Below are 24,308 nucleotides of genomic sequence, written 5' to 3'. Positions count from 1 at the left end.
GATGGCCGTGATGAGCGGCCGAAGATCTGACTATCGGTCCCCGAAGATCGTGCGGTGCCAGTCCTTCCGCGCCACCGCCGTATTATCGAACATTACGTGCTTGACCTGGGTGTACTCCTCGAACGAGTACGCCGACATGTCCTTGCCGAAGCCGGACGCCTTGTAGCCGCCGTGCGGCATCTCGCTGATGATCGGGATGTGGTCGTTGACCCACACACACCCCGCCTTGATCTCACGCGTCGCGCGGTTGGCCCGGTAGACGCCGCCCGTCCACGCGGAGGCGGCCAGACCGTAGGGCGTGTCGTTGGCCAGCCGGATGCCCTCATCATCACTGTCGAACGGGAGAACGACCAGCACCGGCCCGAAGATCTCGGACTGGACGATCTCGCTGTCCTGCGGCGCGTCGGCGACCAGGGTCGGCCGGTAGTACGCACCGTCCTTCAGCTCCCCTTCGGGAGCCTCCCCGCCGGTCACCACGCGCGCGTAGCCACGCGCCCGCTCGACGAAGGCGGCGACCCGGTCCCGCTGGGTGTGCGAGATCAGCGGCCCGAGGTCGGTACCGGGAGCGAACGGGTCTCCCAGCCGCACGGTCTCCATCAGGGCGGCCGTCCGCTCGACGAAGGCGTCGTAGAGCGGGCGCTGCACGTACGCGCGCGTGGCGGCGGTGCAGTCCTGCCCGGTGTTGATCAGCGCGCCCGCGACGGCGCCGTTCACCGCGGCCTCCAGATCGGCGTCGTCGAAGACCACGAACGGCGCCTTGCCGCCGAGCTCCAGATGCAGCCGCTTCACGGTCGCCGTCGCGATCTCGGCGACGCGCTTTCCCACCCCGGTGGAGCCGGTGAAGGACGTCATCGCCACGTCGGGATGCCCGACGAGATGCTCACCGGCCACCTTCCCCGTCCCGGTGACGACGTTGATGACACCGTCGGGGATACCGGCGTAGGTGGCGGCCTCGGCGAAGAGCAGCGAGGTGAGCGGGGTCAGCTCGGCCGGCTTGAGCACGATGGTGTTGCCGGCGGCGATCGCCGGGAGGATCTTCCAGGCGGCCATCTGGAGCGGATAGTTCCAGGGCGCGATGGAACCGACGACACCGATGGCCTCGCGGCGGACGTACGAGGTGTGGTCGCCGGAGTACTCACCGGCCGCCTGCCCCTGCAGGTGCCGGGCGGCACCGGCGAAGAACGCGGTGTTGTCGATGGTCCCCGGCACGTCGAACTCGCGCGTCAGCTTCAGCGGCTTGCCGCACTGGAGGGACTCGGCACGGGCGAATTCCTCGGCGCGGTCGGCGAGCACGGCGGCGAACCGGTGCAGCGCGTCGGACCGCTCGCCGGGGGTGGCCCCGGCCCAGCCCGGGAAAGCCGTGCGGGCCGCCGCTACGGCCGCGTCGACGTCGTCGGTCCCGGCCAGCTCGTAGGTGTACACCTCCGCGCCGGTGGCCGGGTCGACGACGGCGTGCGTACGGCCGGACGTGCCCTTGGTGAGCCGTCCCCCGATGTACTGCGCGCCGCCCGCGAGCCGCTCCTGCGCGGGGAAGGTCTCCGGGGTGGCGGTGCCCGGCTTGTCCATGTCGCTTCTCCTCCGCCGTCACCCCGTCCCGAGAGGCGGGTGGCGTAGCTCCAGCTCGATTTGACTGCCGATCCTGACAGAGCAAGGGGAGTCCAACAAGTGATTCCGTTGTTGCCTTTTGGTTACGCGACGGAATCTGTCGACCAGGTGTCGAGTCGGGGAGGAAAAGGCGGGACGGAGTGTCAGTGGTGCGTGCCACAGTGGCATGCATGACGAGGATCGATTCCGCGGAGGCCCTGATCAGGGCGGTCCGGGCGGGGGCCGGGATCAAGTACCTGCACTTCTGGGGACACCGCCCGCGACCGGACGGCCGGGTCTCGGCGAGCTGTCTGAGCCAGTGGTGGCCGTCACGCTTCGTGGTCGAAGGTGTCGAATACGCGACCGCCGAGCACTGGATGATGGCGGCGAAGGCGAGGCTTTTCGAAGACGCGGAGGCGGAGCGCCGGGTCCTGGCGGCGGCGCATCCGGCCGAGGCGAAGAAGGCGGGCCGACTCGTCCGGGGCTTCGACGAGGCGATATGGCAGCGGGAGCGCTTCGGCATCGTGACCGAGGGCAGCGTGCACAAGTTCGCGGCCGACGAGCAGCTGCGGGACTTTCTGCTGGGGACGCGGAGCCGGGTCCTGGTGGAGGCGAGCCCGGTGGACAGGGTGTGGGGGATCGGGCTGGCGGCGAGTGACGAGAGAGCCGAGGACCCGGAGAAGTGGAGGGGGCTGAACCTCTTGGGGTTCGCGTTGATGGAGGCAAGGGAGCAGTTGCTGACCGACAGAACTGGTCCCGCCTAAGGGGCGCGGGGCTGTATCGATATGCGGCTCCGCCGCGTGGGCGCGACCAGCCCCCACCAGCCCGCGCCCGAACCACGACCGTTCCTTTCCTTATCCTCCGTGCCTCGCAGCCAGCACCAGCAGCGCGACGAACCCGCCGGAGATCACCAGCCCCGCCGACCCACAGATGATCCCCGCCAGCGCCTGCCCCCCGTTCGTGGCCTCGCCCCGCCCCACCCGGGCCCGCCCGATGGAACCGAAGACGATCGCCAGCACCCCCATCACCAGCGAGACCGGCACCAGGCAGAACCCGATCGCGCTGATGATCCCGGTGACCAGGCTGGCGGTGCCGAGCCCGTTGTTGGGCATCGGCTGCATCCCGGGCCAGCCGCCGTAGCCCGCGGGCCCGCCCGGGTAGGAGGGCAGCGGTTGGCCGGGATAGCCGTAACCGGGGCCGGGAGCGACGGGGGCGGGGGCGCCGGGATAGCCGTAGGGAACCTGCCCGGGCCCGTCCGGGGCTGTCGGCGGCGGAGGCACGGCCGCACCCTGCTGCGGCGCGGGCGGTGCGTAGGGGTTCGGCGCGGCGAAGGGGTTCGCCGGCGGAGCCGTAGGTGTGCCGGACGGCGCGGCGTAGGGGTTGACCCACCCCGGCGGCGGCGCGTCGGCGACGCCGTCCCCCGCCGGCCCGTCCCCGGGCCTGTCTCCGAGGCCGTCCCCGGGACCCGCGTCCGCCCCCTTCTCCAGCCGTGTCTTCGGAGCCTGCGGCACCTCGTCAGCCATCGTGCGATGTCCCCTCTCCTGCGCGTATGCCGCCGTCATGCTAAGGCCCGGCCCCCCGCCGCATCCCGGCCCGGCCTACGATGACCCCGAGTCACCGATCAGCCGATCACCGCGCAGGACCCCACGGCCGTACCCCGCCGTAGGCGGCCCGCGCCGTTCCGGGGAGGAACCCTTGACCGACCGCCATACCGTTCCCGCCGCCCTGCGTGATGTGCACCCCTTCATCGCCGGGCTGCCCAAGGCCGAACTGCACGTCCACCACGTCGGCTCCGCCTCCCCCCGTATTGTGTCGGAACTGGCCGCCCGGCACCCCGACTCCAAGGTCCCCAGCGACCCCGAGGCGCTGGCCGACTACTTCACGTTCACGGACTTCGCGCACTTCATCGACGTCTATCTGTCGGTCGTCGACCTGATCCGCACGCCCGAGGACGTCCGGCTGCTCACCTACGAGGTGGCCCGCGACCTGGCCCGCCAGCAGGTGCGCTACGCCGAGCTGACGATCACCCCCTTCTCGTCCACCCGGCGCGGGATCGACGCGCGGGCCTTCATGGACGCGATCGAGGACGCGCGGAAGGCGGCGGAGGCCGAGTTCGGCACGGTGCTGCGCTGGTGCTTCGACATCCCCGGCGAGGCGGGTCTGGAGGCCGCCGAGGAGACGGTACGGCTGGCGACCGACGACCGGATCCGCCCGGAGGGTCTCGTCTCCTTCGGTCTCGGCGGCCCCGAGATCGGCGTGCCCCGGCCGCAGTTCAAGCCGTACTTCGACCGAGCGATCGCGGCCGGCCTGCACTCCGTCCCGCACGCCGGTGAGACCACGGGCCCCGGCACGGTCTGGGACGCCCTCGTCGAGCTGCGTGCCGAGCGCATCGGCCACGGCACCAGCTCCGCCCAGGACCCGAAGCTCCTGGCGCACCTCGCCGAGCACCGCATCGCGCTGGAGGTGTGCCCGACCTCCAACATCGCCACCCGCGCGGTCCGCACCCTCGAAGAGCACCCGATCAAGGACTTCGTGGACGCCGGTGTCCTGGTCACGATCAACTCCGACGACCCGCCGATGTTCGGCACCGACCTCGACGGCGAGTACGCGGTCGCCGCCCGCCTCCTCGGCCTCGACGAGCGCGGCATCGCCGACCTCGCCAGGAACGCGGTGGAGGCGTCGTTCCTGGACCAGTCGGGCAAGGCCCGGATCTCGGCCGAGATCGACGCCTACACCAAGGCGTGGCTCGCCCCCTGAAAACCCCTGCCCGCGCCCCTGCCCGCCCCTGAGAACATGGGCTCATGCAGACCGTGACCGCCGTGGCCCACCGTGGCGACCCCTACCGCTTCCGCGAGAACACGCTCGACTCCCTGCGTTCCGCGCTCCGACTGGGCGCGGACGCGGTGGAGACCGACGTACGCCTCACCCGTGACGGCGTCCCCGTCCTGCTGCACGACGGCACGCTGAAGCGGTTGTGGAGGCACGACCGCCCGTTGACCGCGCTGTCGGCCGACGAGGTGCGCGGGCTGACGGAGGGCGGTGTCCCGACGCTCGCCGAGGCGCTCGCGGCGACGGAGGGCGGCCGGGTGATGATCGACCTGCCCGGCGCCCCGAGCGAGCGGGCGGTGGCCAGGATCGTGGCCGTGGCCCGGGAGTGCGGTGCGACGGACCGCGTGTACTACACGGGGGACGCCCCGTCGATGCTGGCGGTACGGGCGGCCGACGCGGCCGCCGAGATCGCCCTGACCCGTACGACCCTGGCCCCGGCCCGCCCGGTACTGCTGGCCGCGATCCGCCCGCACTACCTCAACTACCGCTTCAGCCTGCTCGACCACGCCCTCACGGAACACGTGCACCGCAGCGGCTACCTGGTCTCGTGCTGGACCCCGGACACCCGCCGCTCGATGCGCCGCCTCCTGGAGACGGGCGTCGACTCGATCACGACGAACAGGGTGGACGTGCTGAACGCGCTGCGTGGTTACACGGCCGACCGCTGAGGCACCGTCGAGGCGTCACTCGGCGTCTTCCGCGTCACGTACTGCGGAACCGGCGCCGAATCCTTCCCGTCGTCCCGCACCAGCCCGTACCGGATGGCCCCGTCCGGCGGCCCGTACAGCACGTCCTTCTCCGCCGCGTCCCACGACGAGGGAAAGACACTCAGCCCGTAGTCGGCTCCCCGCTCGTTCACGGTCAGCGTGACGCTTCCGTCGACGTAGAAGTACTCGTTCTGCCACATCTGCTGGGTCCCGGCCGGCAACACCGCGTACCCCACGGCCGAGTTGCCCATCCCCGTCGCGGAGGTGTCCGTCGTGCTCACCCGGTCGTCCATGCGCCGCCCGCCCCCGGACGCCACATGGAAGAGCTTCCCCTTCAACCCGGTCCAGGAGGGCATCACCAGGCTCCCGGCCCGGTACTGCGGTGAGATCTGCCAGCGGACCAGTACATAGCCCTGTCCGCTGAGTGTCACGCTGTCCCCGCGGTGGTTCATGACGGCGTGCGCACCGCCCGTACTGGTGATCCCGGACTCCGGCCGGTGCGGCAGCGCGCCCGGCCTGGTGTCCGGGTCCGGCGCCTTGTCCACCGCGTCGACGACCGAGCCGTAGACCCCCGAACTCGCCGAGGCCGACGGAGACCGGGACGGCGAGGTCGAAGGGGACGGTGCGGCGGTGGTCGGCCCCGGCTCCGCGGGCCCCGCGCTCGTGACCACCGCCGTCGGCGACACCGCCGTACGCGGTGCCGGATCCCCCGGTGTCTGTACGACGACATACGCGCCGCCCGCGACGATCGTCGCCCCCGCCGTCACCGCGACCACCGGTTTGGTCAGCGCGCCCAGCACCTTCGCCGACCACCCGGCGGAGGTCGCGGCGGTGGCCGCCACCGCCGTCTTGCCGCCGAGGGCCAGCGACAGCGTGAAGCCCACCGGCACCGGCACCAGGGCGATCCCGACCAGCAGCCGGTCCGCCGGTACGACGGATTCGCGGGTGTCGCCGCAGTAGCCGCAGCCCCGGATGTGCCGGGCCAGCCGCTTGCGCCACACGGAGTCGGGCCGCCCGTCCCAGCGGGCGGTCAGCTCGCGCAGCTCGGGGCAGGCCCCCTCCAGCGCGCGCACGATGCCGCGCGAGACCTCCAGCCGTTCCTTCATCCGCTGGATGCGTACGGCGGCGTGCTGCCGGCTGATGCCGACGGCCGACGCCAGCTCGCGCCGGGTGAGTTCACCGGAGACCTCCAGCCACCACAGCGACACCAGCTGCCGGTCCTCGGGGTCCAGCCAGCGCACCGCCTCCGCGACCTCCCGCCGCTGTCCCTCCAACTGGAGTCGCAGCACGGTGAGTTCGGCGAAGTCGGCACCCCCGTCCGGGACCGTCTCGTCCAGTTTCCGCTCCTGTCTGCGGCGGGCCCGGTCCCGTATCTGCCGCATGGCGATGGCCACCAGCCAGGACCGGAAGCTGTCCGGGTCGCGGAGGGTGCCGAGGTTGCCGACGGCACGCAGCATGGTCTCCTGGACGACGTCGTCGACGTCGGCGTGACCGTTGAGGGCGCGGCCGACGACGTTGTAGACCAGCGGCAGCCAGCCCTCGACCAGTTCGTCCAGTGCGCGCCGGTCGCCCGTCTGCGCGGCCGCGATGGTGGCATGCCACTGCCGCGGCACGTGCACGTCCGTCCTCATAACCGCACCCTCTCAGCAGGGGCGGTGGCGTGGGCCATGTCGGGGATCACAGTGTGGAGACGGAGTGAGGGGTTCCGGGATAACACTTTTTCGCCCCGGAGTTCCGCGCCGCCTACCGCCCCCTAGGGGGTGGACCCCTACAACTCACCGATTTCCAGTGCGAGTTGATGGGTGAGGACTTCGGGGCGCCGGCCCTCCTCGCCGACGATCCGGGAGCCGCCGCACCCCGGGAAGATGATCACATCCCCTTCACCGATCGCCTTCTGAGGAGCTCACGCATGCGTGTCCGTACCCGGAGCACCGCTCTCGCCGCCTCCCTCGTCCTGGCCCTCGCGGCCGGACCGCTGACGGCACCCGCCCTCGCCGCGACCGCGGCATCGGCACCCGCCGTCGACCGGAACACCACCGGCCCGGACGCCGAGGCGCTGCGCGCCGCGATCGCCGGGCTGCCCGACGCGGACGCCACCGCCGCGCTCGTCCGGGTGGGCGGCACCGACGGTGCCTGGCGGGGCAGCGCGGGCGTGCACGATCTGGCGAGCGGCCGGGCGGCGGACCCGGACGCCCGGTTCCGGGCCGGTTCGACGACGAAGGTGGTGACGGCGGCGGCCGTGCTGCGACTGGCGGCGGACGGGCGGGTCGACCTCGGCGCGCCCGTCCAGCGCTACCTGCCGGGACTGTTCACCCCGGCCTTCCGGCCCATCACCGTACGGCAGTTGCTGAACCACACCAGCGGTATCCAGGCCGGTGACGGCTGGGGCGACTCCTTCGAGGCGCAGTACGCGCACCGCTTCGACACGCTCACCCCGGAGCAGGTCGTACGGTCGGCGGTGGCGAAGGGGCCGGAGTTCGCCCCGGGCACCCGGCAGGACTACCTCAACATCAACTACACGGTGCTCGGGCTGCTGATCGAGAAGGTGACCGGGCGGTCGTACGACGACGAGGTCACCCGGCTGGTGCTGCGCCCCGCCGGCATGCGGGACACCTACTTCCCCGGCACCGACCCGCGGATCCGCGGACCGCACAACCACGGCTACCAGAAGGTGACCGAGGCCGACGGGACCACCGAGTTCGTCGATGTCACGGAGTGGAACCAGGCGGACCGGTTCGCGGCCGGGGACATGATCTCCACGACCGCCGACCTGGAACGGCTGCTCACCTCCCTCTTCCGGGGCCGGATCGTGCCGCCGGGACCGCGGCTGGAGGAGATGTTCACGGTCCCGGCGAACATCGAGGGCGCCACCTACAGTGCCGGGCTGCAGCGGTTCGCGTACCAGGGGCGGGTGTACTGGCTCAAGTCGGGTGCCCGGTACGGCTACAGCTCCGTCATCGCCGGTACCCGCGACCTGAGCCGGACCCTCGTCTACTCGGTCGGCTCGACCGACGCGAAGGGCGAGGAGATGAACCCGGTGGCCGAGCGGATCGCGCTGGCCGCGCTCAGGCAGGGGTGAGGGTGAGCGCGCCGGTGTAGGTGGTGCCGGGGGTCAGGGCGGTCGCCGTGCCGTCGACGGAGAGGGTGAGGGTCCGGCCCGTCGGCGCCTGCACCGTCGCGTCCGCGTCCACGACCAGCTTCGTCAGGTACGACGTGCCGGTGACCGTCCAGACCGATCCGGCGCCCAGCTTCACGATCACGCCGTTGTTGACCGCGGCCTGCGGGGTGTTGGTGACGTGGTTGATCTGCCGCCACTCCGTCGAGGTGATGGTGGAGACGGCGTGCCGGGACGCCGACGCGGAGATCACGCCCTCGACCCGGGTGCGCTCGAAGGCGGCCACCAGGTTCTTGCCGGTGCGCATCGCGTTGTAGAAGTCGCCGCGCAGCGCGATGTCGGTGAAGGTGGCGGTGGCGTCGGCGGTGTGCTCGGCGGCGGTGTCGAAGGTGGTGTCCTTCGACGGGTCGCCGGTGGGCTCGGTGTAGGTGCCGGTCATGGAGCCCGGGTCGTCGGTCTCCATGATCTGGACGAGGACCCCGTTGCCGGCGTGCAGGCGCGCGCCCTGGGAACCGTCCACGGTGATGCTGATCTGCTTGGCCTTGTCGAGGAACATGGTCTCTGCGGTGGTGAACCGCGTGCCGCCGCCGATGGTCACCGAGCCGCCGTTGCCGCTGTGCCACATCACGCCGAAGCCGCGCGAGCTGACGACCGACGGGCGCGGTTCGATCGCCGCCAGCTCCCGGTCGGTGAGCCCGAGACCGAGTTCGGTGTTGAGCGCGGCGACCGCCTCGCGGGTGCTGTCGCCGAAGGTGACCGGGCTGCCGGTGGAGATGGCGGCGAAGGTGGCCACGTCGAAGTGGGTGCCGAGGAAGAGGTCCTGCTGGCTGTTGCCGTCGGCATAGGTGCCGTAGCCGGAGTCACCGGTGAGCGTGACGGTGCTGTTGATCGCGGTGAGCCGGGAGTTGCGGACCGAGTCGGTGGAGAGGACGCCCCAGGACTCCGAGGAGATACGGGAGTCGATGTAGGTGGCGGTGGTGTTCTCGCCGAGGACGTTGGTCGCGCGGACGTTGCCGCTGAGGCCCAGCATCCAGGGCACGGTCATCATGTTGGCGCCGAACCCGGGCTGGTAGTCGGCGGGGAGGACGCCCTCGCGGGTGTGGATGCGGGAGTTCTTGACGATCACGTCGGCGCCGTCGCGGGCGATGACGCCGGTGCGGACGGCACCCCGGTTGTCGATCTCCGCGCCGTCCACCACCAGCCGGGTGCCATCGCCCGCTCCGGTGACGGCGGAGCCGTAACTGGCGAAGTCCAGGCGGCCGTTGCCGTCGAAGCGGATGCGGGGCCCGTCCAGTACGTAGGAGGCGCCGTCGGCGACGAAGAAGCCGTTGAACGCCTCGCCGGTGGACGTGAGACCGACGTTCCTCGCGTACGCGTCGGTGAGACGGCCGCCGCGTACGGCGGACAGCACCGAGTTCGCCGGTACGACGCCGTCGGCGCCGACGTAGACGGCCTGGCGGAGGTGGAAGGTGGCGCCGGCGAAGGACTCCAGGTGGTCCACGGCGGGCGTGAGGACCACATCGCCTCGGTACGTCCCCGCCGCGGTCACGGTGGTCCAGCCGTAGGTGCCGTCCAGGGCGGAGCCCGTCTCCACGCCGTTCACGGTCAGGGAGAGGATCTGGCCGTCGGGGGCGGTCAGGACGGCCCCCTCCGCCACCACGAGTTCGTCGAGCCGGGTGATCTCGGTGACCTCCCAGGTCTCCCCCGCGGCGACGGTCCTGCTCCGCCGTCCCGCCGCCCGCGCCGCGGTGGGCGCGAGCAGTGCGGGCGCGGCGGCAACGCCCCCGACGACGAGCAGCGCGCGCACCCGCGCCCGCATGGTCACCCCGCGTTCGGCGCGGGTCTGTTCCTCGGTCCTCAGGGTGTTTCTGGGCATGCCGAACTCCCTTGTGTCCCATGGCTGTTCATGGGGTGGTCGACGTCAGGTGGCGTGGCAGGGAGTGAAGCAGCGCCCGGGGGGGGCGCAGAAGTGAGCCGCCCCTGTGAATCGGCCGCCGGGCCATGGCCATCCGAGATATGAACCATGCGCTGCCGGGGCGCGCGACCGGATCCGGGCCCTGATCACGGCGTACGGCGCGGGACGGGTACGGGACCGGCGCGGGTCGAGCAACACCCGGGGTGCTCTCCCGGTGCCGTGGGAGTGGGCGTAGCATGTGAACGAAACCGTTTCGTTCACGGAACGGACCTCGCACGGAACGGACCTCGCATGGAGAAGACAGGCATCGTCTCCGTACTCGTCGTCAACGACCAATCCCTCCAGCGCCTCGCCCTGCGCATGCTCCTCACCGCCGAGCCCGGCCTGACGGTGGTCGGGGAAGCGGCGGACGGGGACGAGGCGATCCGTGCGAGCGCCGCGCTCCGCCCCGATGTCGTCCTCATGGACAGCCGGCCGTCCGGGGCGGGCGGCATCGAGACCATCCGACGCCTCGCCCGCCCGCCCCGCCCCGCCCGCCGGACCCCCGGCGTCACCGGCGTCACCGGCCTCGCCGACCTCGCCGACCTCGCCGACCTCGCCGAGGAGGAGGCGTTCACCCCCCGGGTCCTGGTGCTGACCGCGGCCGACCGGGAGGCGGACGCCTGGGCCGCCCTGCGCGCGGGCGCCGACGGCTTTCTCCTGAACGACGCCGACCCGGCCGAACTGACCGCGGCCATCAGGGTGGTGGCCGCCGGGGACGCCGTCATCACCCCCGGTCTGACCCGGGCGCTCATCGACGCCGTCCGCGAGCAGCACACCGTCCGCCCCCTCCCCCGCCCCTCGGGGCTCGGCGCCCTCACCGAACGCGAGCGGGACGTCCTGGTCGCCGTCGCCTCCGGCTGGTCCAACGCCGAGATCGCACAGTGGCTGTCCATCGCCCCGACCACCGTGAAGACCCATGTCAGCAACGTCCTCGGAAAGATCGGCGCCCGCGCCCGCGTCCAGGCGGTGAGCTTCGCCTACGAGTCGGGGCTCCTCAGGCCGGCGGCCTGAGGAGCCCCGACGGACGCCCCTTAGAAGACCGACGGGACTGGTCACCGCCCTGCTGCCGGCCGCCGAGGACATCCGGGTCACGGTGCTCGACGGTGATCCGCTGCCGCCGCCCGGTGACGCGGACGCGATCTGGGACGACTGGCACCGACCAGGGGTGCACCAGTTCCGCCGGACCCACGGCCTGCTGCCCGGCGGACTGTATCTGCTGAACCAGGAACTCCCCGGCCTGGTAGAGGAGTTGCGGGCGACGTGCAGCCCGCACAACATGATCGGCGGTACCTGGGCCGGATCGGCGGGATCGCCCCGGCAGCCCGGCGACGAACGGCCGGTTGCCGTCCGGGAGCCGGGTCGCGTAGCCCAGCGGTGCGTGTGGGGCACCTTGCCTGCTGTGCGGTGCACACGGGCGGCCGGAGCGGCTCAGCCGACCGCGGTCCGGCGGCTCGTCAGGACGTCGAGGAACTCGTCGCGGGACGGCCCGGTGACAGGATCCTGCCGCGCGGCCGGCGCCCCGGGGCCCGGTGTCCCGTGCCGCCCCTCCTCCCCGCCGGAGAACCGCTGGTGACGGAGAGTCAGGATACTCTCGGTGAGACGGCCGAAGACCCGGGTGACCTCCTCGGGTGCGGCGGAGACGCGGACGGCGTCCCGCAGCGGAAGGGTGTGCAGCCCGTCCGCTCGGCACAACGGCCACGAGATCCGGCCGGTTCACCCGGCCGGTGCGAGGCGTGCGGCTCGCGGCACACCGCCCGCGGCACGCCGTCCGCCGTTCAGATCACGCTGCGGATCGCCGCCTCGAACCCTCTGACGTGTTCCTCGGCCAGTGCCGCCGCCTTCTCCGCGTCGCCCTCCATGATGGCTCGCAGCAGGGGGCCGTGTTCGTGCACATGGCCCGCCAGGCCCGGCAGCCGGTCGAGGAACAGGCACCAGATGCGGGTGGCCAGGTTGTCGTACCGGATCAGCGTGTCTTCGAGGTAGGGGTTGCGGGTCGCGGCGTAGATGGCCCGGTGCAGGGTCATGTCGAGCCGGATCAGGTCGGTGCCGGCGTCGGACGCGTCCGCCAGGTGGGCCAGCAGCCCGTCGAGGACGGCGCGGTCGGCCTCGCCGGCCCGCTGCGCCGCCAGGCCCGCGGCGAGGGGCTCCAGCTCTCTGCGGACCTCCGAGATGTGCCCGAGGTCGGCGATCTGCACCTCGGTGGCGAAGGTCCCGCGCCGGGGGTAGGCGACGATGAGGCGCTCGTGCTCCAGGCGCTTGAGGGCCTCCCGGACGGGAGTGCGCCCGAAGCCGAGCTCGGCGGCGATCCGCTCGTCGTTGATGGGCTCTCCGGGACGGATCTGGAGGGTCACCAGGCGGTCCGAGATGGCGCGATAGGCCTGATCGGCGAGTGTTCCGGCGCCCTGACCAGGGCTCTGACCAGCGCTCTGACCAGCGACGGTCGACGAAGTCACGTGAAACCCTCCCTTGACGCGGGCCGATCCGTCCTCTTAGCGTAGCGCAACAGCAGGTTGATATATCAGTCTCCTTCCAGTCGGTCTCCAGGTCTTCAGACCTTTCAGGTCTCTCAGGTCTTTCAGGTCCTCAAGGAGTTCTCATGACTGCCCACGCCCCCGGCCGGCACGCGGCCCGTTCCGCGGTTCTCAGCGCTCAGCTCGATGACTTCGACCCCGAGATCGCGACGGCGATCGACGCGGAGCTGGCCCGGCAGCGCGGCACCCTGGAGATGATCGCGAGCGAGAACTTCGCGCCGCTCGCGGTCATGCAGGCCCAGGGCTCGGTCCTGACCAACAAGTACGCCGAGGGCTACCCCGGCCGCCGCTACTACGGCGGCTGCGAGCACGTCGACGCCATCGAGCAGATCGCGATCGACCGCATCAAGGCGCTGTTCGGAGCCGAGGCCGCCAATGTGCAGCCGCACTCCGGCGCCCAGGCCAACGCGGCCGTGATGGCCGCCCTGCTGCAGCCCGGCGACACCATCCTGGGCCTCGACCTGGCGCACGGCGGCCACCTCACCCACGGCATGCGGCTCAACTTCTCCGGCCGCCTGTACAAGGTGGCGGCCTACCAGGTCGGCGAGGACGACCACCGCATCGACATGGACCAGGTCCGCAAGCTCGCCCACGAGCACCGGCCGAAGCTGATCGTGGCCGGCTGGTCGGCCTACCCCCGCCATCTGGACTTCGCGGAGTTCCGCCGGATCGCGGACGAGGTCGGCGCCTACCTGATGGTCGACATGGCGCACTTCGCGGGCCTGGTCGCCGCCGGTCTGCACCCCTCCCCCGTGCCGCACGCGCATGTGGTGACCACGACCACCCACAAGACGCTGGGCGGTCCGCGCGGCGGGGTGATCCTGTCCACCGCCGAACTCGCCAAGAAGATCAACTCCGCGGTCTTTCCCGGCCAGCAGGGCGGCCCGCTCGAACACGTCGTCGCGGCGAAGGCCGTGGCGTTCAGAATGGCCGCCCAGCCGGAGTTCGCGGACCGGCAGCGCCGCACCCTGGAGGGAGCGGCGATCCTGGCGGAGCGGCTGCTGGCCGAGGACACGAAGGCGGCCGGGGTCAGCGTGCTGACCGGCGGCACCGATGTGCATCTGGTCCTGGTGGACCTGCGCCACTCCGAACTCGACGGCAAGCAGGCCGAGGACCGGCTGCACCGGGTCGGCATCACCGTCAACCGCAACGCCGTCCCCTTCGACCCGCGCCCGCCGATGGTCAGCTCCGGTGTCCGCATCGGCACCCCGGCCCTGGCCGCCCGCGGCTTCGGGGCCGAGGAGTTCACGGAGGTCGCCGACATCGTCGCCACCGCCTTCCTGCCCGGCTTCGACGACCAGGTCGCCGCGGAGCTGCGCCGACGCGTCCAGGTCCTCACCGACCGCTTCCCGCTGTACCCCGCCGACCCGCAACCGGCGGCCGTCGACCCGCAGTTCGTGGCCGAGGAGGCTGCCCAGTGATGCATCGCGACACCGCCCCCGCCACGCCGGGCGCCGACCTGCCCGACCACCCCGAGTTCCTCTGGCGCAACCCCGACCCCAAGCGGTCGTACGACGTCGTCGTCGTCGGCGGCGGCGGGCACGGCCTGGCCACCGCCTACTACCTGGCCAAGAACCACGGCATCACCAACATCGCCGTGCTGGAGAAGGGCTGGCTCGCGGGCGGCAACATGGCCCGCAACACCACGATCATCCGCTCCAACTACCTGTGGGACGAGAGCTCCGGCATCTACGAGCACTCCCTCAAGCTCTGGGAGACCCTCGAAGAGGACCTCGACTATCCGATCCTCTTCAGCCAGCGCGGCGTCCTCAACCTCGCCCACACCCTCCAGGACATCCGCGACAGCAAGCGCCGGGTCTACGCCAACCAGCTCAACGGCATCGACGCCGAGTGGCTGGAGCCGGACGAGGTCGCCAAGGTCTGTCCCATCGTCAACATCTCGCCGGACGTGCGCTATCCGGTGCTCGGCGCCACCTACCAGCCGCGCGCGGGCATCGCCAAGCACGACTACGTGGCCTGGGGCTTCGCCCGCCGGGCCGACGCGTACGGCATCGACCTGATCCAGGACTGCGAGGTCACCGGCCTCGACATCGTCGACGGCCGGGTGCGCGGCGTACAGACCACCCGCGGCCACATCGCCGCCGGGAAGGTCGCGCTCGCGGCGGCCGGTCACTCCTCCGTGCTGGCCGGCATGGCCGGACTGCGGCTGCCGCTGCAGAGCCACCCCCTCCAGGCGCTGGTCTCGGAGCTCCTGGAACCGGTGCACCCGACCGTGGTGATGTCCAACGCCGTGCATGTGTACGTCTCCCAGGCACACAAGGGCGAACTGGTCATGGGCGCCGGCATCGACAGCTACAACGGCTACGGACAGCGCGGCGCGTTCCACATCCTGGAGCGCCAGATGGCCGCCGCCCTGGAGCTCTTCCCCGTCTTCGCCCGCGCCCACATGCTGCGCACCTGGGCCGGCATCGTCGACACCACCCCGGACGCCTCCCCCATCGTCGGCCTGACGCCGGTCGAGGACCTCTATCTCAACTGCGGCTGGGGCACCGGCGGTTTCAAGGCCACACCGGGCGTCGGCTGGTGCTTCGCGCACACCGTCGCCACCGGCGAACCGCACCCCTACAACGCGCCCTTCACCCTCGACCGCTTCACCACCGGTGCCCTGGTCGACGAGCACGGCGCAGCCGCCGTGGCCCACTGAGCGAGGAGTTCCGGCATGCAGCTCATCACCTGCCCCTGGTGCGGTGACCGCGAGGAGATCGAGTTCCACTACGGCGGTCAGGCGCATGTCGCCTACCCCGAGGACCCCTACGCGCTCGACGACGAGCAGTGGGCCCAGTACGTCTTCTTCCGGGACAACCCCAAGGGCCCGTTCGCCGAACGCTGGGTGCACTCGGCCGGCTGCCGGCGCTGGTTCAACGCCGTGCGCGACACGGTCACCCACGAGTTCCTCGCCGTCTACCGGGCCGGCGCCGAGCGCCCTGCCACGACGAGCACCGCGAGCACCGCGAAGGGCCAGGAGGCCAGCCGATGAACACCCCCTTCCGCGCCCCGGGCCACGGTCGCGTCGACCGTGGCACCGCCCTCTCCTTCACCTTCGACGGCACCGCCTACACCGGGCACCCGGGCGACACCCTCGCCTCGGCCCTGCTGGCCAACGGCGTGCACCACGTGGCCGACGGCATCAAGTACGGCCGGCCGCGCGGGATCCTGGCCGCCGGAGCCGAGGAGCCCAACGCGCTCGTGCAGATCGAGGCGCCCTTCCCCGAGCCCATGCTCACGGCCACCACCGTGGAGCTGTACGACGGCCTCGTCGCCCGGGGTCTGTCCGGTCAGGGCAAGCTGGCCGGCGATCCGGACACCGCCCGCTACGACACCATGCACGCCCACTGCGACCTCCTGGTCGTCGGCGCGGGCCCGGCGGGACTGGCCGCCGCCCTCGCGTCCGCACGGGCCGGAGCCCGGGTGATCGTCGTCGACGAACTCCCGGAGCCGGGCGGGTCGTTGCTCGGCAGCCGGGAACTGATCGACGGCGCACCGGCGCTCACCTGGGTCGCCGAGGTCCTCACCGAACTCGCCGACAACCCCGACGTACAGGTCCTCTCGCGCACCACCGCCTTCGGCCACTACGACGACGGACTCGTCCTCGCCCTGGAGAAGCGCACCGACCACCTCGGTGCCGCCGCGCCCGCCCATGTCTCCCGGCAGCGGATCTGGCGGATCCGCTCCCGGCAGGTCGTGTACGCCACCGGCGCCTACGAACGTCCGGTCGCCTTCGACAACAACGACCGTCCCGGGATCATGCTGGCCGGCTCGGCCCGCACCTACCTCAACCGCTTCGGCGTCCTGCCCGGTTCGCGGGCCGTCGTCTTCACCACCAACGACAGCGCCTACCCGGCCGCCCTCGAACTGGCCGACGCGGGCGTGCGGATCGCCGCGGTCGTCGACGTACGCGAGGAGGTGCCGGAGCACTGGCGCACCGCCTGCGCCGAGCGTGGCATCGACATCCGCGCGGGCCATGTCGTCACCGGCACCAGTGGCATCGAGCAGGTCACCCGTGCCCATGTCGCCCCCTTCGGCCAGGGGAACCTCGGCGAACGGCAGGGCGTCGACTGCGATCTGCTGCTGGTCTCCGGCGGCTGGAACCCCGCGGTGGCCCTGTTCAGCCAGGCCCGCGGCACCCTGCGCTACGACGCCGGAATCGGCGCCTTCGTCCCGGCCGACGCGCCCGGCAACGTCCGTACGGCGGGGGCGGCCAGTGGCACCTTCACCCTCTCCGGCTGTCTCACGGACGGCGTGGACGCGGCCCGGCAGGCCCTGTCCGCGATCGGCAGGACCGGCCCGGAGACCGCCCCGCCGGCCACCGCCCCGCTCCCGGACGGAGCGCCGACCCGGGTGCTCTGGCGGGTGCCGAGCCCCCAGGACGCCGACGACAGCCCGGAAGGCGCGGTGCAGTTCGTCGACCTCCAGCGCGACGCGACCGTCTCCGACGTACTGCGGGCGACCGGGGCGGGCCTGCGGTCGGTGGAGCACGTCAAGCGGTACACCACCATCGGCACCGCCCACGACCAGGGCCGTACCTCGGGCGTGATGACCTCGGGCATCGTCGCCGAGGCGCTCGGGGTGGACGTCGCCGACCTCGGCACCACCCGCTTCCGGCCGCCCGCCGTGCCGGTCTCCTTCGCCGCCCTCGCGGGCCGCAACCGCGGGGAACTGTTCGACCCGGTCCGGGTGACCGCGATCCACCCCTGGCATGTCGAGCACGGCGCCCTGTTCGAGAACGTCGGCCAGTGGAAGCGCCCCTGGTACTACCCGCGGGCCGGGGAGACCATGGAGGAGGCGGTACTGCGCGAGTGCCGGGCCGCCCGTACCGGCGTGGCGATGATGGACGGCTCCACGCTCGGCAAGATCAATGTGCAGGGCCCGGACTCCGGTGTGCTGCTGGACCGGCTCTACACGAACCTGATGAGCAGCCTCAAGGTGGGCCGGGTCCGCTACGGCGTGATGTGCGGCGCGGACGGCATGGCCATCGACGACGGCACCGTGATCCGGGTGGCCGAGCAGGAGTTCCTGCTCACCACGACCACCGGCAACGCGGCCAAGGTCCTCGAATGGATGGAGGAGTGGCTGCAGACGGAGTGGCCCGACCTGCGTGTGCACCTCACCTCCGTCACCGAGCACTGGGTGACGATCCCCCTGGTCGGCCCCCGCTCCCGTGACGTACTGGCCCTGGTGGCACCGGACCTGGACGTCGACAACGACGCCTTCCCCTTCATGTCGTGGCAGGACACCACCGTCGCCGGGGTGGCGGCGCGGGTGTGCCGGATCAGCTTCTCCGGCGAGCTCGCCTACGAGATCAACGTGCCCGCCTGGTACGGCATCACGGTGTGGGAAGCCCTCTGCGCGGCGGGCAGCGGGTTCGGCCTCACGACGTACGGCACCGAGACGATGCACGTGCTGCGTGCCGAGAAGGCCTACCCGATCATCGGGCAGGACACCGACGGCACCGTCACCCCGCAGGACCTGGGCATGTCGTGGGTCGTGTCGAAGAAGAAGCCGGACTTCGTCGGCAAGCGGTCCTTCAGCCGCGCGGAGAACCAGCGGGAGGACCGCAAGCAGCTGGTGGGCCTGCTGCCGGCCGACGAGCGCGTGCTGCTTCCCGAAGGCGCCCAGATCATCGCCACCAGCGACATCCCGGAGCCCCCGGTGCCCATGCTGGGCCATGTCACCTCCAGCTACCGCAGCGACGCCCTGCGGCGGACGTTCGCCCTGGCCCTGGTGCGCTCGGGAACCCGGCGCATCGGCGAGACCCTCTACGTCCCGCTGGACGGCCGCACCGTCCCGGTGACCGTGACCGACCCCGTGCTCTTCGACAAGGAGGGAGCTCGCCGTGACGGTTGAGACACCCGCTCGCTTCAGCCCGCTGGCCGAGTGGCAGGACCGCCTCGCGCAGTCGCCGGCCGGATTCCGGGTGCGGGAACTGCCCTGCCTGACCCAGCTCACCCTCCGCGTGCCGCCCGGCGGCGCCGCGGCGAAGGCCGTCGAGTCCTGCCTGGGCGTCACCCTGCCCGGCCCGCTGCGTGCCGAACTCTCCGGTGACGTCGAGGTGTTGTGGATGGGGCCGGACGAATGGCTGCTGGTGGCCCCGGACGGCCGGCAGGACGACCTGCTCGCACGGCTGCGCTCGGCCATCGGTGACGAGTTCGCCACCGTCACCGACGTCTCGGCGCAGCGCACCACGCTGGCCCTGTCCGGGGACCTCGTCCGCACGGTCCTGGCCCAGGGCTGTGCCATCGACCTGGATCCGCGGGTGACGCCCGTCGGCTCCTGCCTGACCACGCTGCTGGCCCAGGCTCCGGTGACCCTCGTGGTGCACGACGGGGCGGCCTGCGGTGTCCGGCTGCTGGTCCGCTCCTCGTTCGCCTCCTACCTGGCCGCCTGGCTGGTCGACGCCTGCACGGAATACCGCTGAGGAGCCCTGTATGAAGAACGAGTTCGTCCTCACCCTCAGCTGCCCGGAACGCCCCGGCATCCTGCACGCCGTGACGTCGTTCCTGCTCGGGCACGGCTGTGACATCACCGAGCACCAGCAGTTCGACGACGCGGACCACGGCATCGTGTTCCTGCGCACGAGTTTCGCCGCCCCCGGCACCGAGGTCTCCCTGGACCGGCTGCGGGACACGTTCGCGCCCGTGGCCGCCGAGTTCGGGATGGACTGGCAGCTCAGGGACGCCGCGGTCAAGCCGCGGGTGCTGGTGATGGTGTCCAGGTTCGACCACTGCCTGGCCGACCTGCTCTACCGGTGGCGCAGCGACGCGCTGGACGCCGAGATCGTCCTGGTGGTCTCCAACCACCCCGACCTGGAGCCGCTGGCCGCGGCCGAGGGCCTGCCCTTCACACACGTCCCCGTCACGGCCGGCACCAAACCGCAGGCGGAGGCCAGGCTGCTCGCCCTGGTCGAGGAACACCACGTCGACCTGGTCGTCCTCGCCCGCTATATGCAGGTGCTCTCCGACGACCTGTGCAAGCGGCTGGAAGGCCGGGCCATCAACATCCACCACTCCTTCCTGCCGAGCTTCGCCGGAGCCAAGCCGTACCACCAGGCCCACCGACGCGGGGTGAAGCTCGTCGGCGCGACCGCCCACTACGTCACGGCCGACCTGGACGAGGGACCGATCATCGAGCAGGAGATCATCCGGGTCGATCACCGGTGCGGTGCCGAACGACTGGTCACCGTCGGCCGCGACGCCGAACGCCTGGCACTGGCCCGCGCCGTCAACTGGCACTGCCAGGGCCGCGTCCTGATCCACGGCAACCGGACCGTGGTCTTCAGCTGACCCTGACGCGTCACCTGCGGCAGCGGGAGGAGGAGGCCGCGCTATGAGGGTCGTCGGCCTCCCCGTCCTGCCGGCAGCCGGGACAGCGGCGGTTCGGGAGTCCGGGCCGCCGGGCCGATGTCCGGCCGCGTGCGGGTGCGGAGACGGGCGGCCAGGGCCCATGTGGCGGCCGTGAGGGCGGTCAGCGCGAGGGCCGCCAGCAGCAGGGTGGTGTGGGCACCGGCGCTGTCGGCCGTACGGGCCACGGGGTTGGGCAGGCCGAGGCGGTCGGCCAGCCAGCCGAGGGCGGCCACCGCGGTGAGCGCCGCGCCGGTCACCCGGAGCGCGGGCTGCGGACGCAGGCGGGCGAGCACCAGCAGCGAGGGCAGCGCAAGGCAGACCAGGAGCAGCTGGACCAGTTCGATGCCCAGGTTGAAGCCGAGGAGGCTGGTCGCCAACTGCCCGGTGGACAGGTGCATCTCGGCCAGCACGAAGGAGAACGCCATACCGTGGCCGAGGCCGAACACACCGGCCACGACCGCTTCCCGGCCGGGGAAGAGCGGGCGGATCGCGTGGACGGCACCGACCAGGATGCTGACGGCGATGAACGCCTCGACCGGCCGGCTCGGGATCTGCAGGCGGCCGACCGCGGTGGCGGCCAGCGCGACGGAGTGCCCCACGGTGAAGGCGAGCGTGATCCGGCCGATGCGGGCGAGGGCGGAGCCGGCGCCCACCAGGCCGTTCCAGCGGCCGCCGGTGGCGGCGAGCGGGGCCGGCAGCAGCAGGATGAGCAGGAACAGCAGATGGTCGGTGCCGGTGAGGATGTGGTTGCCGCCGAGTCCGACCATGGCGACGAAGCCGCGCCAGGCGCTGCCCGCGCCCAGGTCGACCTTCAGGGGCGGGACGGTCATGTGCCGGGTGTCGAGCTCGATGGTGCCGACCTGGGTGGTGCCCTTGCCGTCGACCCGCCCGGCGGCCCAGTCCTGGCGGACCGTCACCAGCACGACGTGGGTGACGACCTGGTGGACGATCACGTCGTAGTCGAAGGTGAAGTGCCGTACGTCGGCGCCGGCCGGCGGGGCGAGCACGGCCTGGGCGGTCAGCTCGCGGTAGGAGCCGGTGGAGGTCTGCCGGCTGCGGCTGAGGCTCAGCGCGCCGACGGTGACCCGCCATGCCCTGCCCCGGGCGGTGACCGGATGGATGTGCCGGACCAGGTAGGCGCGGATCGCCGCGGCCCGGGCGGGCAGGGTCGCCGTGGTGGCGCCGGTCAGGTCGATCCCGCTGGCCCGGGTGAACTCGTCGGCCGGCAGCTCCAGTCGGGCCGCGACCGAGGTCCGGTACACGTCGAGCCGGACCACGGAGTGCGGCATCGGATGCGCGGCGGCCGGCGACGCCCCGAGCAGGAGCGCCGCCGGTACCACGATCGCGATCCCGGCCAACAGCCGTGCCAGCGCTGTGGTCAGCCAGTTTCGCGGTCCGGTCATGAGAAGGAGAACTCGTTGCCGTAGTCGCGGGTGTGGTCGCGGTACACGGTGTGGTAGTGGATCTGGTTCTGGTACACCACGCCGTTCTGGCAGACGAACTCGATCCAGACGCTGGGGCCGTCGATACGGACGTAGTCGCCCTGGGTGTCCAGGCCGGTGCCGCCGGAGTAGGCGACGTACGTCTCGTCGAGCTCCTTCGCGTACGTCTTCATGAGCTGCTTCGCGGTGGCGTCGTCCACGTCGGCGACCCAGGGGTGGATGGCCGCCAGGACCAGCTTCTGCTGCTTCTCCGACAGCTCGCTGACCTTGACGCCCTCCTTGGTCTCCGGGAAGTCGCCGTCCTTGCCCGGGCCGAGCAGCACGTCGCCGAACGACTCGGACAGCTTGGCCTCGGCCAGCTGCCCGGTGCTCAGGCTGCCGGTCAGCTTCAGCAGACCGTCGCGGAACTTCGCGAGCGGCGCGTAGGTGGTGCCGTCGTCCGCGGTCCAGGTGGTCGGCTCGACGCCCGTGAAGAACGGGCTGGCGCCGGACACCTTGCCGTCCTTGTACGTGATGTTCACGGCGAGGTGGTGACCGCCGAAGTGCAACTGCCAGGTGCCGGTCTTCGACGGGGTGCCCAGGAACGCCAGGTAGTAGGAGCCGCTGCCGTACGAGAAGCCGCCCGCGCCGCCGCCGGTGCCGCCGGACGGCGGGGTGCCGGTCGGGACGTCGGTCGGGACGTCGGTGGCGGTCGCGCTCGCGCTCGGGTCCGCCGAGGAACCGGTCGAGGGGGCGTCCGTCGGTGCGGCGGAGGCGGAGCTGCTGCTCTCCGCCGAGGCGAGCACGTCGTCGGCCTTGAGGGTCTGCAGGACGTGCTCGTAGCCGGTGTCCTTGCCGGTGCCCAGGGCCAGCTTCAGCACGTTCTCGGCGGCGGCCAGCTGGTCGTCGGTGAGCGAGCCGAAGTCGATGCCGGGGCGGCAGGACCCGCCGCACGGCAGGTTCGACCATGCGGTGGCGTTCGCCTGGGTGAGGTCCAGGAGGGTCGACGACTGCTGGTCGGAGGTCAGCGTGTTGAGGAACGCGTTGGCGGCGCTGACCACGGCCGCGACGCCCTTCGCCTTTTTGTCGACCGGGCGCTGCACACCGGCGGCCGATTTCTTCGCCCCATCGGTGGAGGCATTGGCGACGGCGAATCCGCCGCCGACCAGAACAATGGCCGTGGCGGCGCCGGCCACGCCCCGCCAGGTCCGTCGGGACCGTATCTGACGGGTTCTTTCCCTGCTCACGAACCACTCCTTCTGCGACAAGGTGAAAGCAAGACATGGCATGCCGAACCAGCCGTACGGGAGGCACCCGTCGACCGGCTGCGAAATCGCTGGAACGCGGAGGACGTTAGCAACAACATTGTTGACACTCAACGCGCAAAGCGAGCGGGGAATGTCTTCGAATTACATCCGTGACCAAATCTTCAGGATTCACAGACTGAATAGAATTCACCAAGGAAAGCGGGGCCCCGGGATTTCGGAGTGAATCGTCGACCGAACCGGCACAAATGTGATCGACCGAGTCGGCGCGAGTACGGGCGGCCGTCAGGGCCGGCACGTCGAACCCTGCGCCCACGCGCGCCGACGCCGACGGTCGGGAAGACCTCTGGCCGTCGTCTGGACCACCGCGGACCGCTACCGCGAGGAGACGGCCGCCCGGCGGTGCCGCCCGAACCGTCGGACCGTCTCGCCTTCCCGGCCGAGCCCGACCACGAGGCGTGCGTCGAGATGTTCCACCGGGTCGAGCGCGGCAGCCTGGACAGCGAGACCGTCGCCGACGTCGCCGCCACTCCGTACCAGCCCGACGTCGGCCATCTCGGTGTCGCCCCCGAGGCAGGGCATGAAATCCGCTCAGTCGCAGCCCTCCGGAAGTCAGGCGGCTGCGGGGAGTCATAGACGTGTGGGCGCCGATTCGTTGCCGGTCTGGTTCTGCCGGCCGTTTTCGGACGCGTCGAGCTGCGCGTCAAGGCGCCCGGCTTTGATCCACGACTGCTCGCGCAACGCACATTCGGTGGCGGCAATGCGGCGCTCGGATTTTCGCCGATGAAGGCGGGGCCGGCCAATATTCCGACCGCCGACCGCAATGGGCGCGCTCGTGGGGGCGCCCCTTGCCGCGCGCCTGGTTCGCCGCTTTTCGCTACGCCCGGCCACCGTGCCGCCGCTGACCATGGCCGCGCTGACCATGGGCGGTGATACAGGGTCTCCCGATCGGCATGGTGATCGGCCCCGTCACGGCCGCGCCGATCAGCAACCTGCCGTTGGAACAGGCCGGTGCAGGATCGGCCGGCTGGAGGGTGCACCCGGTCCGGTGCAGGATCAGGCACGGGTTTCCGCCGAAGGGGCCCGCCACGTCGGCGCGGGCTGGATCGCGCTCATCGCATTCCTCGGAGCTGCCGTGCTGCTGATTACCTTGCCCGCTGCCGGAAAGAAGAAGGGTCCGATACCGGAGCCGGACCGCGAAAAGGCCCGCGGTTCCGTCCGAGAGTGTGATGGCAGAACCCGGGCTCAGACCCGCCGCAGGGCAGCATCACATACCGGCTTCCGCTGCTCGGCGGGCACATGGGGCGGCGTATCCCGCTCGGGCAGGGAAGGTCCGCAAGGCGGCCGGGGTGAAGCGGTCCGTGGGCATGGCACCCGTGCTCCGCATACCGACCGTCGCGCCGGCGGCCCCGGCCGCAAGGGTGAACCTGCGCGGATACGGCACTAGTAGGACTCCGTTAAGTTGCTCTGGCTCTCGGGTTCTGGCTGGTGGGGGTTGTTCTGGGCAGGGGTTGGTGGCAGGTGGTGCAGGTGCCGGT

General features: G+C 71.5%; 20 protein-coding genes. 11 read left to right on the top strand and 9 right to left on the bottom strand.

Annotation, left to right across the window (positions count from 1 at the left end; translation table 11 throughout):
- Positions 1-30: 30 nt before the first annotated feature.
- The gene (locus ACIRR9_RS45315; protein ID WP_403764861.1) at positions 31-1,566 is read right to left on the bottom strand and encodes a gamma-aminobutyraldehyde dehydrogenase; all 1,536 of its coding nucleotides are present in this window, start codon (positions 1,564-1,566) and stop codon (positions 31-33) included.
- Positions 1,567-1,775: 209 nt separating this feature from the next.
- Between ACIRR9_RS45315 and ACIRR9_RS45310 the strand changes: the two genes are divergently transcribed.
- The gene (locus ACIRR9_RS45310) at positions 1,776-2,348 is read left to right on the top strand and encodes an NADAR family protein (protein ID WP_403764859.1); all 573 of its coding nucleotides are present in this window, start codon (positions 1,776-1,778) and stop codon (positions 2,346-2,348) included.
- A gap of 90 nt (positions 2,349-2,438) precedes the next feature.
- Here ACIRR9_RS45310 and ACIRR9_RS45305 read toward each other — a convergent pair whose 3' ends face one another.
- Positions 2,439-3,107: a DUF4190 domain-containing protein gene (locus ACIRR9_RS45305; protein ID WP_403764857.1), complete on the bottom strand. Its 669-nt coding sequence runs from the start codon at positions 3,105-3,107 to the stop codon at positions 2,439-2,441.
- 37 nt (positions 3,108-3,144) lie between these two features.
- Between ACIRR9_RS45305 and ACIRR9_RS45300 the strand changes: the two genes are divergently transcribed.
- On the top strand, positions 3,145-4,341 hold the full coding sequence (locus ACIRR9_RS45300) for an adenosine deaminase (RefSeq protein WP_403764855.1): 1,197 nt from the start codon (positions 3,145-3,147) through the stop codon (positions 4,339-4,341).
- A 44-nt stretch (positions 4,342-4,385) separates the two neighbouring features.
- The gene (locus ACIRR9_RS45295; RefSeq protein ID WP_403764853.1) at positions 4,386-5,081 is read left to right on the top strand and encodes a glycerophosphodiester phosphodiesterase; all 696 of its coding nucleotides are present in this window, start codon (positions 4,386-4,388) and stop codon (positions 5,079-5,081) included.
- Here the strand turns inward: ACIRR9_RS45295 and ACIRR9_RS45290 are convergent.
- A complete protein-coding gene (locus ACIRR9_RS45290) occupies positions 5,063-6,751 on the bottom strand; it encodes an RNA polymerase sigma factor (protein ID WP_403764851.1) in 1,689 nt (562 codons plus the stop codon). The genes ACIRR9_RS45295 and ACIRR9_RS45290 overlap by 19 nt on opposite strands.
- Before the next feature lie 278 nt (positions 6,752-7,029).
- Between ACIRR9_RS45290 and ACIRR9_RS45285 the strand changes: the two genes are divergently transcribed.
- Entirely contained in the window at positions 7,030-8,199 is a 1,170-nt protein-coding gene (locus ACIRR9_RS45285) for a serine hydrolase domain-containing protein (RefSeq protein WP_403764849.1), read from the top strand.
- Here the strand turns inward: ACIRR9_RS45285 and ACIRR9_RS45280 are convergent.
- Positions 8,186-10,111, bottom strand: a complete 1,926-nt coding sequence (locus ACIRR9_RS45280) for a hypothetical protein (RefSeq protein ID WP_403764847.1) — start codon at positions 10,109-10,111, stop codon at positions 8,186-8,188. The two genes, ACIRR9_RS45285 and ACIRR9_RS45280, sit on opposite strands and share 14 nt — an antisense overlap.
- A gap of 345 nt (positions 10,112-10,456) precedes the next feature.
- Here ACIRR9_RS45280 and ACIRR9_RS45275 point away from each other — a divergent pair, with 345 nt between their 5' ends.
- Positions 10,457-11,203 carry a LuxR C-terminal-related transcriptional regulator gene (locus ACIRR9_RS45275; RefSeq protein ID WP_403764939.1) on the top strand — a complete coding sequence of 249 codons (747 nt, stop codon included), beginning with the start codon at positions 10,457-10,459 and terminating at the stop codon, positions 11,201-11,203.
- 417 nt (positions 11,204-11,620) lie between these two features.
- On the opposite strand, the gene ACIRR9_RS45270 is transcribed toward ACIRR9_RS45275, so the two are convergent.
- Positions 11,621-11,884: a hypothetical protein gene (locus ACIRR9_RS45270; protein WP_403764845.1), complete on the bottom strand. Its 264-nt coding sequence runs from the start codon at positions 11,882-11,884 to the stop codon at positions 11,621-11,623.
- An 83-nt stretch (positions 11,885-11,967) separates the two neighbouring features.
- Positions 11,968-12,645, bottom strand: coding sequence for a GntR family transcriptional regulator (locus tag ACIRR9_RS45265; RefSeq protein WP_403764843.1), 678 nt, complete (start codon positions 12,643-12,645; stop codon positions 11,968-11,970).
- 143 nt (positions 12,646-12,788) lie between these two features.
- On the opposite strand from ACIRR9_RS45265, the gene glyA reads away from it, so the two are divergent.
- Genes glyA through purU form a run of 6 tightly spaced genes read left to right on the top strand, consistent with a single transcriptional unit; the run spans position 12,789 to position 20,024 of the window.
- The gene (glyA, locus tag ACIRR9_RS45260; protein ID WP_403764841.1) at positions 12,789-14,144 is read left to right on the top strand and encodes a serine hydroxymethyltransferase; all 1,356 of its coding nucleotides are present in this window, start codon (positions 12,789-12,791) and stop codon (positions 14,142-14,144) included.
- A complete protein-coding gene (locus tag ACIRR9_RS45255) occupies positions 14,144-15,388 on the top strand; it encodes a sarcosine oxidase subunit beta family protein (RefSeq protein WP_403764839.1) in 1,245 nt (414 codons plus the stop codon). Before glyA ends, ACIRR9_RS45255 begins: the two co-directional genes overlap by 1 nt.
- 15 nt (positions 15,389-15,403) lie before the next feature.
- A complete protein-coding gene (locus ACIRR9_RS45250; protein WP_365338265.1) occupies positions 15,404-15,721 on the top strand; it encodes a sarcosine oxidase subunit delta in 318 nt (105 codons plus the stop codon).
- Positions 15,718-18,588: a 2Fe-2S iron-sulfur cluster-binding protein gene (locus ACIRR9_RS45245; RefSeq protein WP_403764837.1), complete on the top strand. Its 2,871-nt coding sequence runs from the start codon at positions 15,718-15,720 to the stop codon at positions 18,586-18,588. The genes ACIRR9_RS45250 and ACIRR9_RS45245 overlap by 4 nt, the downstream gene beginning before the upstream one ends.
- Positions 18,578-19,159, top strand: a complete 582-nt coding sequence (locus tag ACIRR9_RS45240; RefSeq protein WP_403253890.1) for a sarcosine oxidase subunit gamma — start codon at positions 18,578-18,580, stop codon at positions 19,157-19,159. The genes ACIRR9_RS45245 and ACIRR9_RS45240 overlap by 11 nt, the downstream gene beginning before the upstream one ends.
- A gap of 10 nt (positions 19,160-19,169) precedes the next feature.
- On the top strand, positions 19,170-20,024 hold the full coding sequence (gene purU, locus ACIRR9_RS45235) for a formyltetrahydrofolate deformylase (protein ID WP_403764834.1): 855 nt from the start codon (positions 19,170-19,172) through the stop codon (positions 20,022-20,024).
- A gap of 41 nt (positions 20,025-20,065) precedes the next feature.
- On the opposite strand, the gene ACIRR9_RS45230 is transcribed toward purU, so the two are convergent.
- The 3 genes from ACIRR9_RS45230 to ACIRR9_RS45220 form a co-directional block, all read right to left on the bottom strand.
- Positions 20,066-21,487, bottom strand: a complete 1,422-nt coding sequence (locus ACIRR9_RS45230; protein WP_403764832.1) for a HupE/UreJ family protein — start codon at positions 21,485-21,487, stop codon at positions 20,066-20,068.
- Positions 21,484-22,752: a DUF3500 domain-containing protein gene (locus ACIRR9_RS45225; protein ID WP_403764830.1), complete on the bottom strand. Its 1,269-nt coding sequence runs from the start codon at positions 22,750-22,752 to the stop codon at positions 21,484-21,486. The genes ACIRR9_RS45230 and ACIRR9_RS45225 overlap by 4 nt, the downstream gene beginning before the upstream one ends.
- Before the next feature lie 393 nt (positions 22,753-23,145).
- Positions 23,146-23,352 (bottom strand): hypothetical protein, encoded by a 207-nt coding sequence (locus ACIRR9_RS45220; protein ID WP_403764828.1) that lies wholly within the window; start codon positions 23,350-23,352, stop codon positions 23,146-23,148.
- Between the last annotated feature and the right edge of the window lie 956 nt (positions 23,353-24,308).

The organism is Streptomyces sp. NPDC101234 (assembly GCF_044767525.1).
GTDB classification, from domain to species: domain Bacteria; phylum Actinomycetota; class Actinomycetes; order Streptomycetales; family Streptomycetaceae; genus Streptomyces; species Streptomyces sasae.
Note: the sequence above shows the minus strand (reverse complement) of the source record. Positions and strands in the feature narration are given on the sequence as shown.

What these genes read in the sequence shown, in the direction of transcription:
- ACIRR9_RS45315 (WP_403764861.1), bottom strand. Translation starts at nt 1,566, where the DNA reads ATGGACAAGCCGGGCACCGCCACCCCGGAGACCTTCCCCGCGCAGGAG.
- ACIRR9_RS45310 (WP_403764859.1), top strand. Translation starts at nt 1,776, where the DNA reads ATGACGAGGATCGATTCCGCGGAGGCCCTGATCAGGGCGGTCCGGGCG.
- ACIRR9_RS45305 (WP_403764857.1), bottom strand. Translation starts at nt 3,107, where the DNA reads ATGGCTGACGAGGTGCCGCAGGCTCCGAAGACACGGCTGGAGAAGGGG.
- ACIRR9_RS45300 (WP_403764855.1), top strand. Translation starts at nt 3,145, where the DNA reads ATGCTAAGGCCCGGCCCCCCGCCGCATCCCGGCCCGGCCTACGATGAC.
- ACIRR9_RS45295 (WP_403764853.1), top strand. Translation starts at nt 4,386, where the DNA reads ATGCAGACCGTGACCGCCGTGGCCCACCGTGGCGACCCCTACCGCTTC.
- ACIRR9_RS45290 (WP_403764851.1), bottom strand. Translation starts at nt 6,751, where the DNA reads ATGAGGACGGACGTGCACGTGCCGCGGCAGTGGCATGCCACCATCGCG.
- ACIRR9_RS45285 (WP_403764849.1), top strand. Translation starts at nt 7,030, where the DNA reads ATGCGTGTCCGTACCCGGAGCACCGCTCTCGCCGCCTCCCTCGTCCTG.
- ACIRR9_RS45280 (WP_403764847.1), bottom strand. Translation starts at nt 10,111, where the DNA reads ATGCCCAGAAACACCCTGAGGACCGAGGAACAGACCCGCGCCGAACGC.
- glyA (WP_403764841.1), top strand. Translation starts at nt 12,789, where the DNA reads ATGACTGCCCACGCCCCCGGCCGGCACGCGGCCCGTTCCGCGGTTCTC.
- ACIRR9_RS45255 (WP_403764839.1), top strand. Translation starts at nt 14,144, where the DNA reads ATGCATCGCGACACCGCCCCCGCCACGCCGGGCGCCGACCTGCCCGAC.
- ACIRR9_RS45250 (WP_365338265.1), top strand. Translation starts at nt 15,404, where the DNA reads ATGCAGCTCATCACCTGCCCCTGGTGCGGTGACCGCGAGGAGATCGAG.
- ACIRR9_RS45245 (WP_403764837.1), top strand. Translation starts at nt 15,718, where the DNA reads ATGAACACCCCCTTCCGCGCCCCGGGCCACGGTCGCGTCGACCGTGGC.
- purU (WP_403764834.1), top strand. Translation starts at nt 19,170, where the DNA reads ATGAAGAACGAGTTCGTCCTCACCCTCAGCTGCCCGGAACGCCCCGGC.
- ACIRR9_RS45230 (WP_403764832.1), bottom strand. Translation starts at nt 21,487, where the DNA reads ATGACCGGACCGCGAAACTGGCTGACCACAGCGCTGGCACGGCTGTTG.
- ACIRR9_RS45220 (WP_403764828.1), bottom strand. Translation starts at nt 23,352, where the DNA reads ATGCCCTGCCTCGGGGGCGACACCGAGATGGCCGACGTCGGGCTGGTA.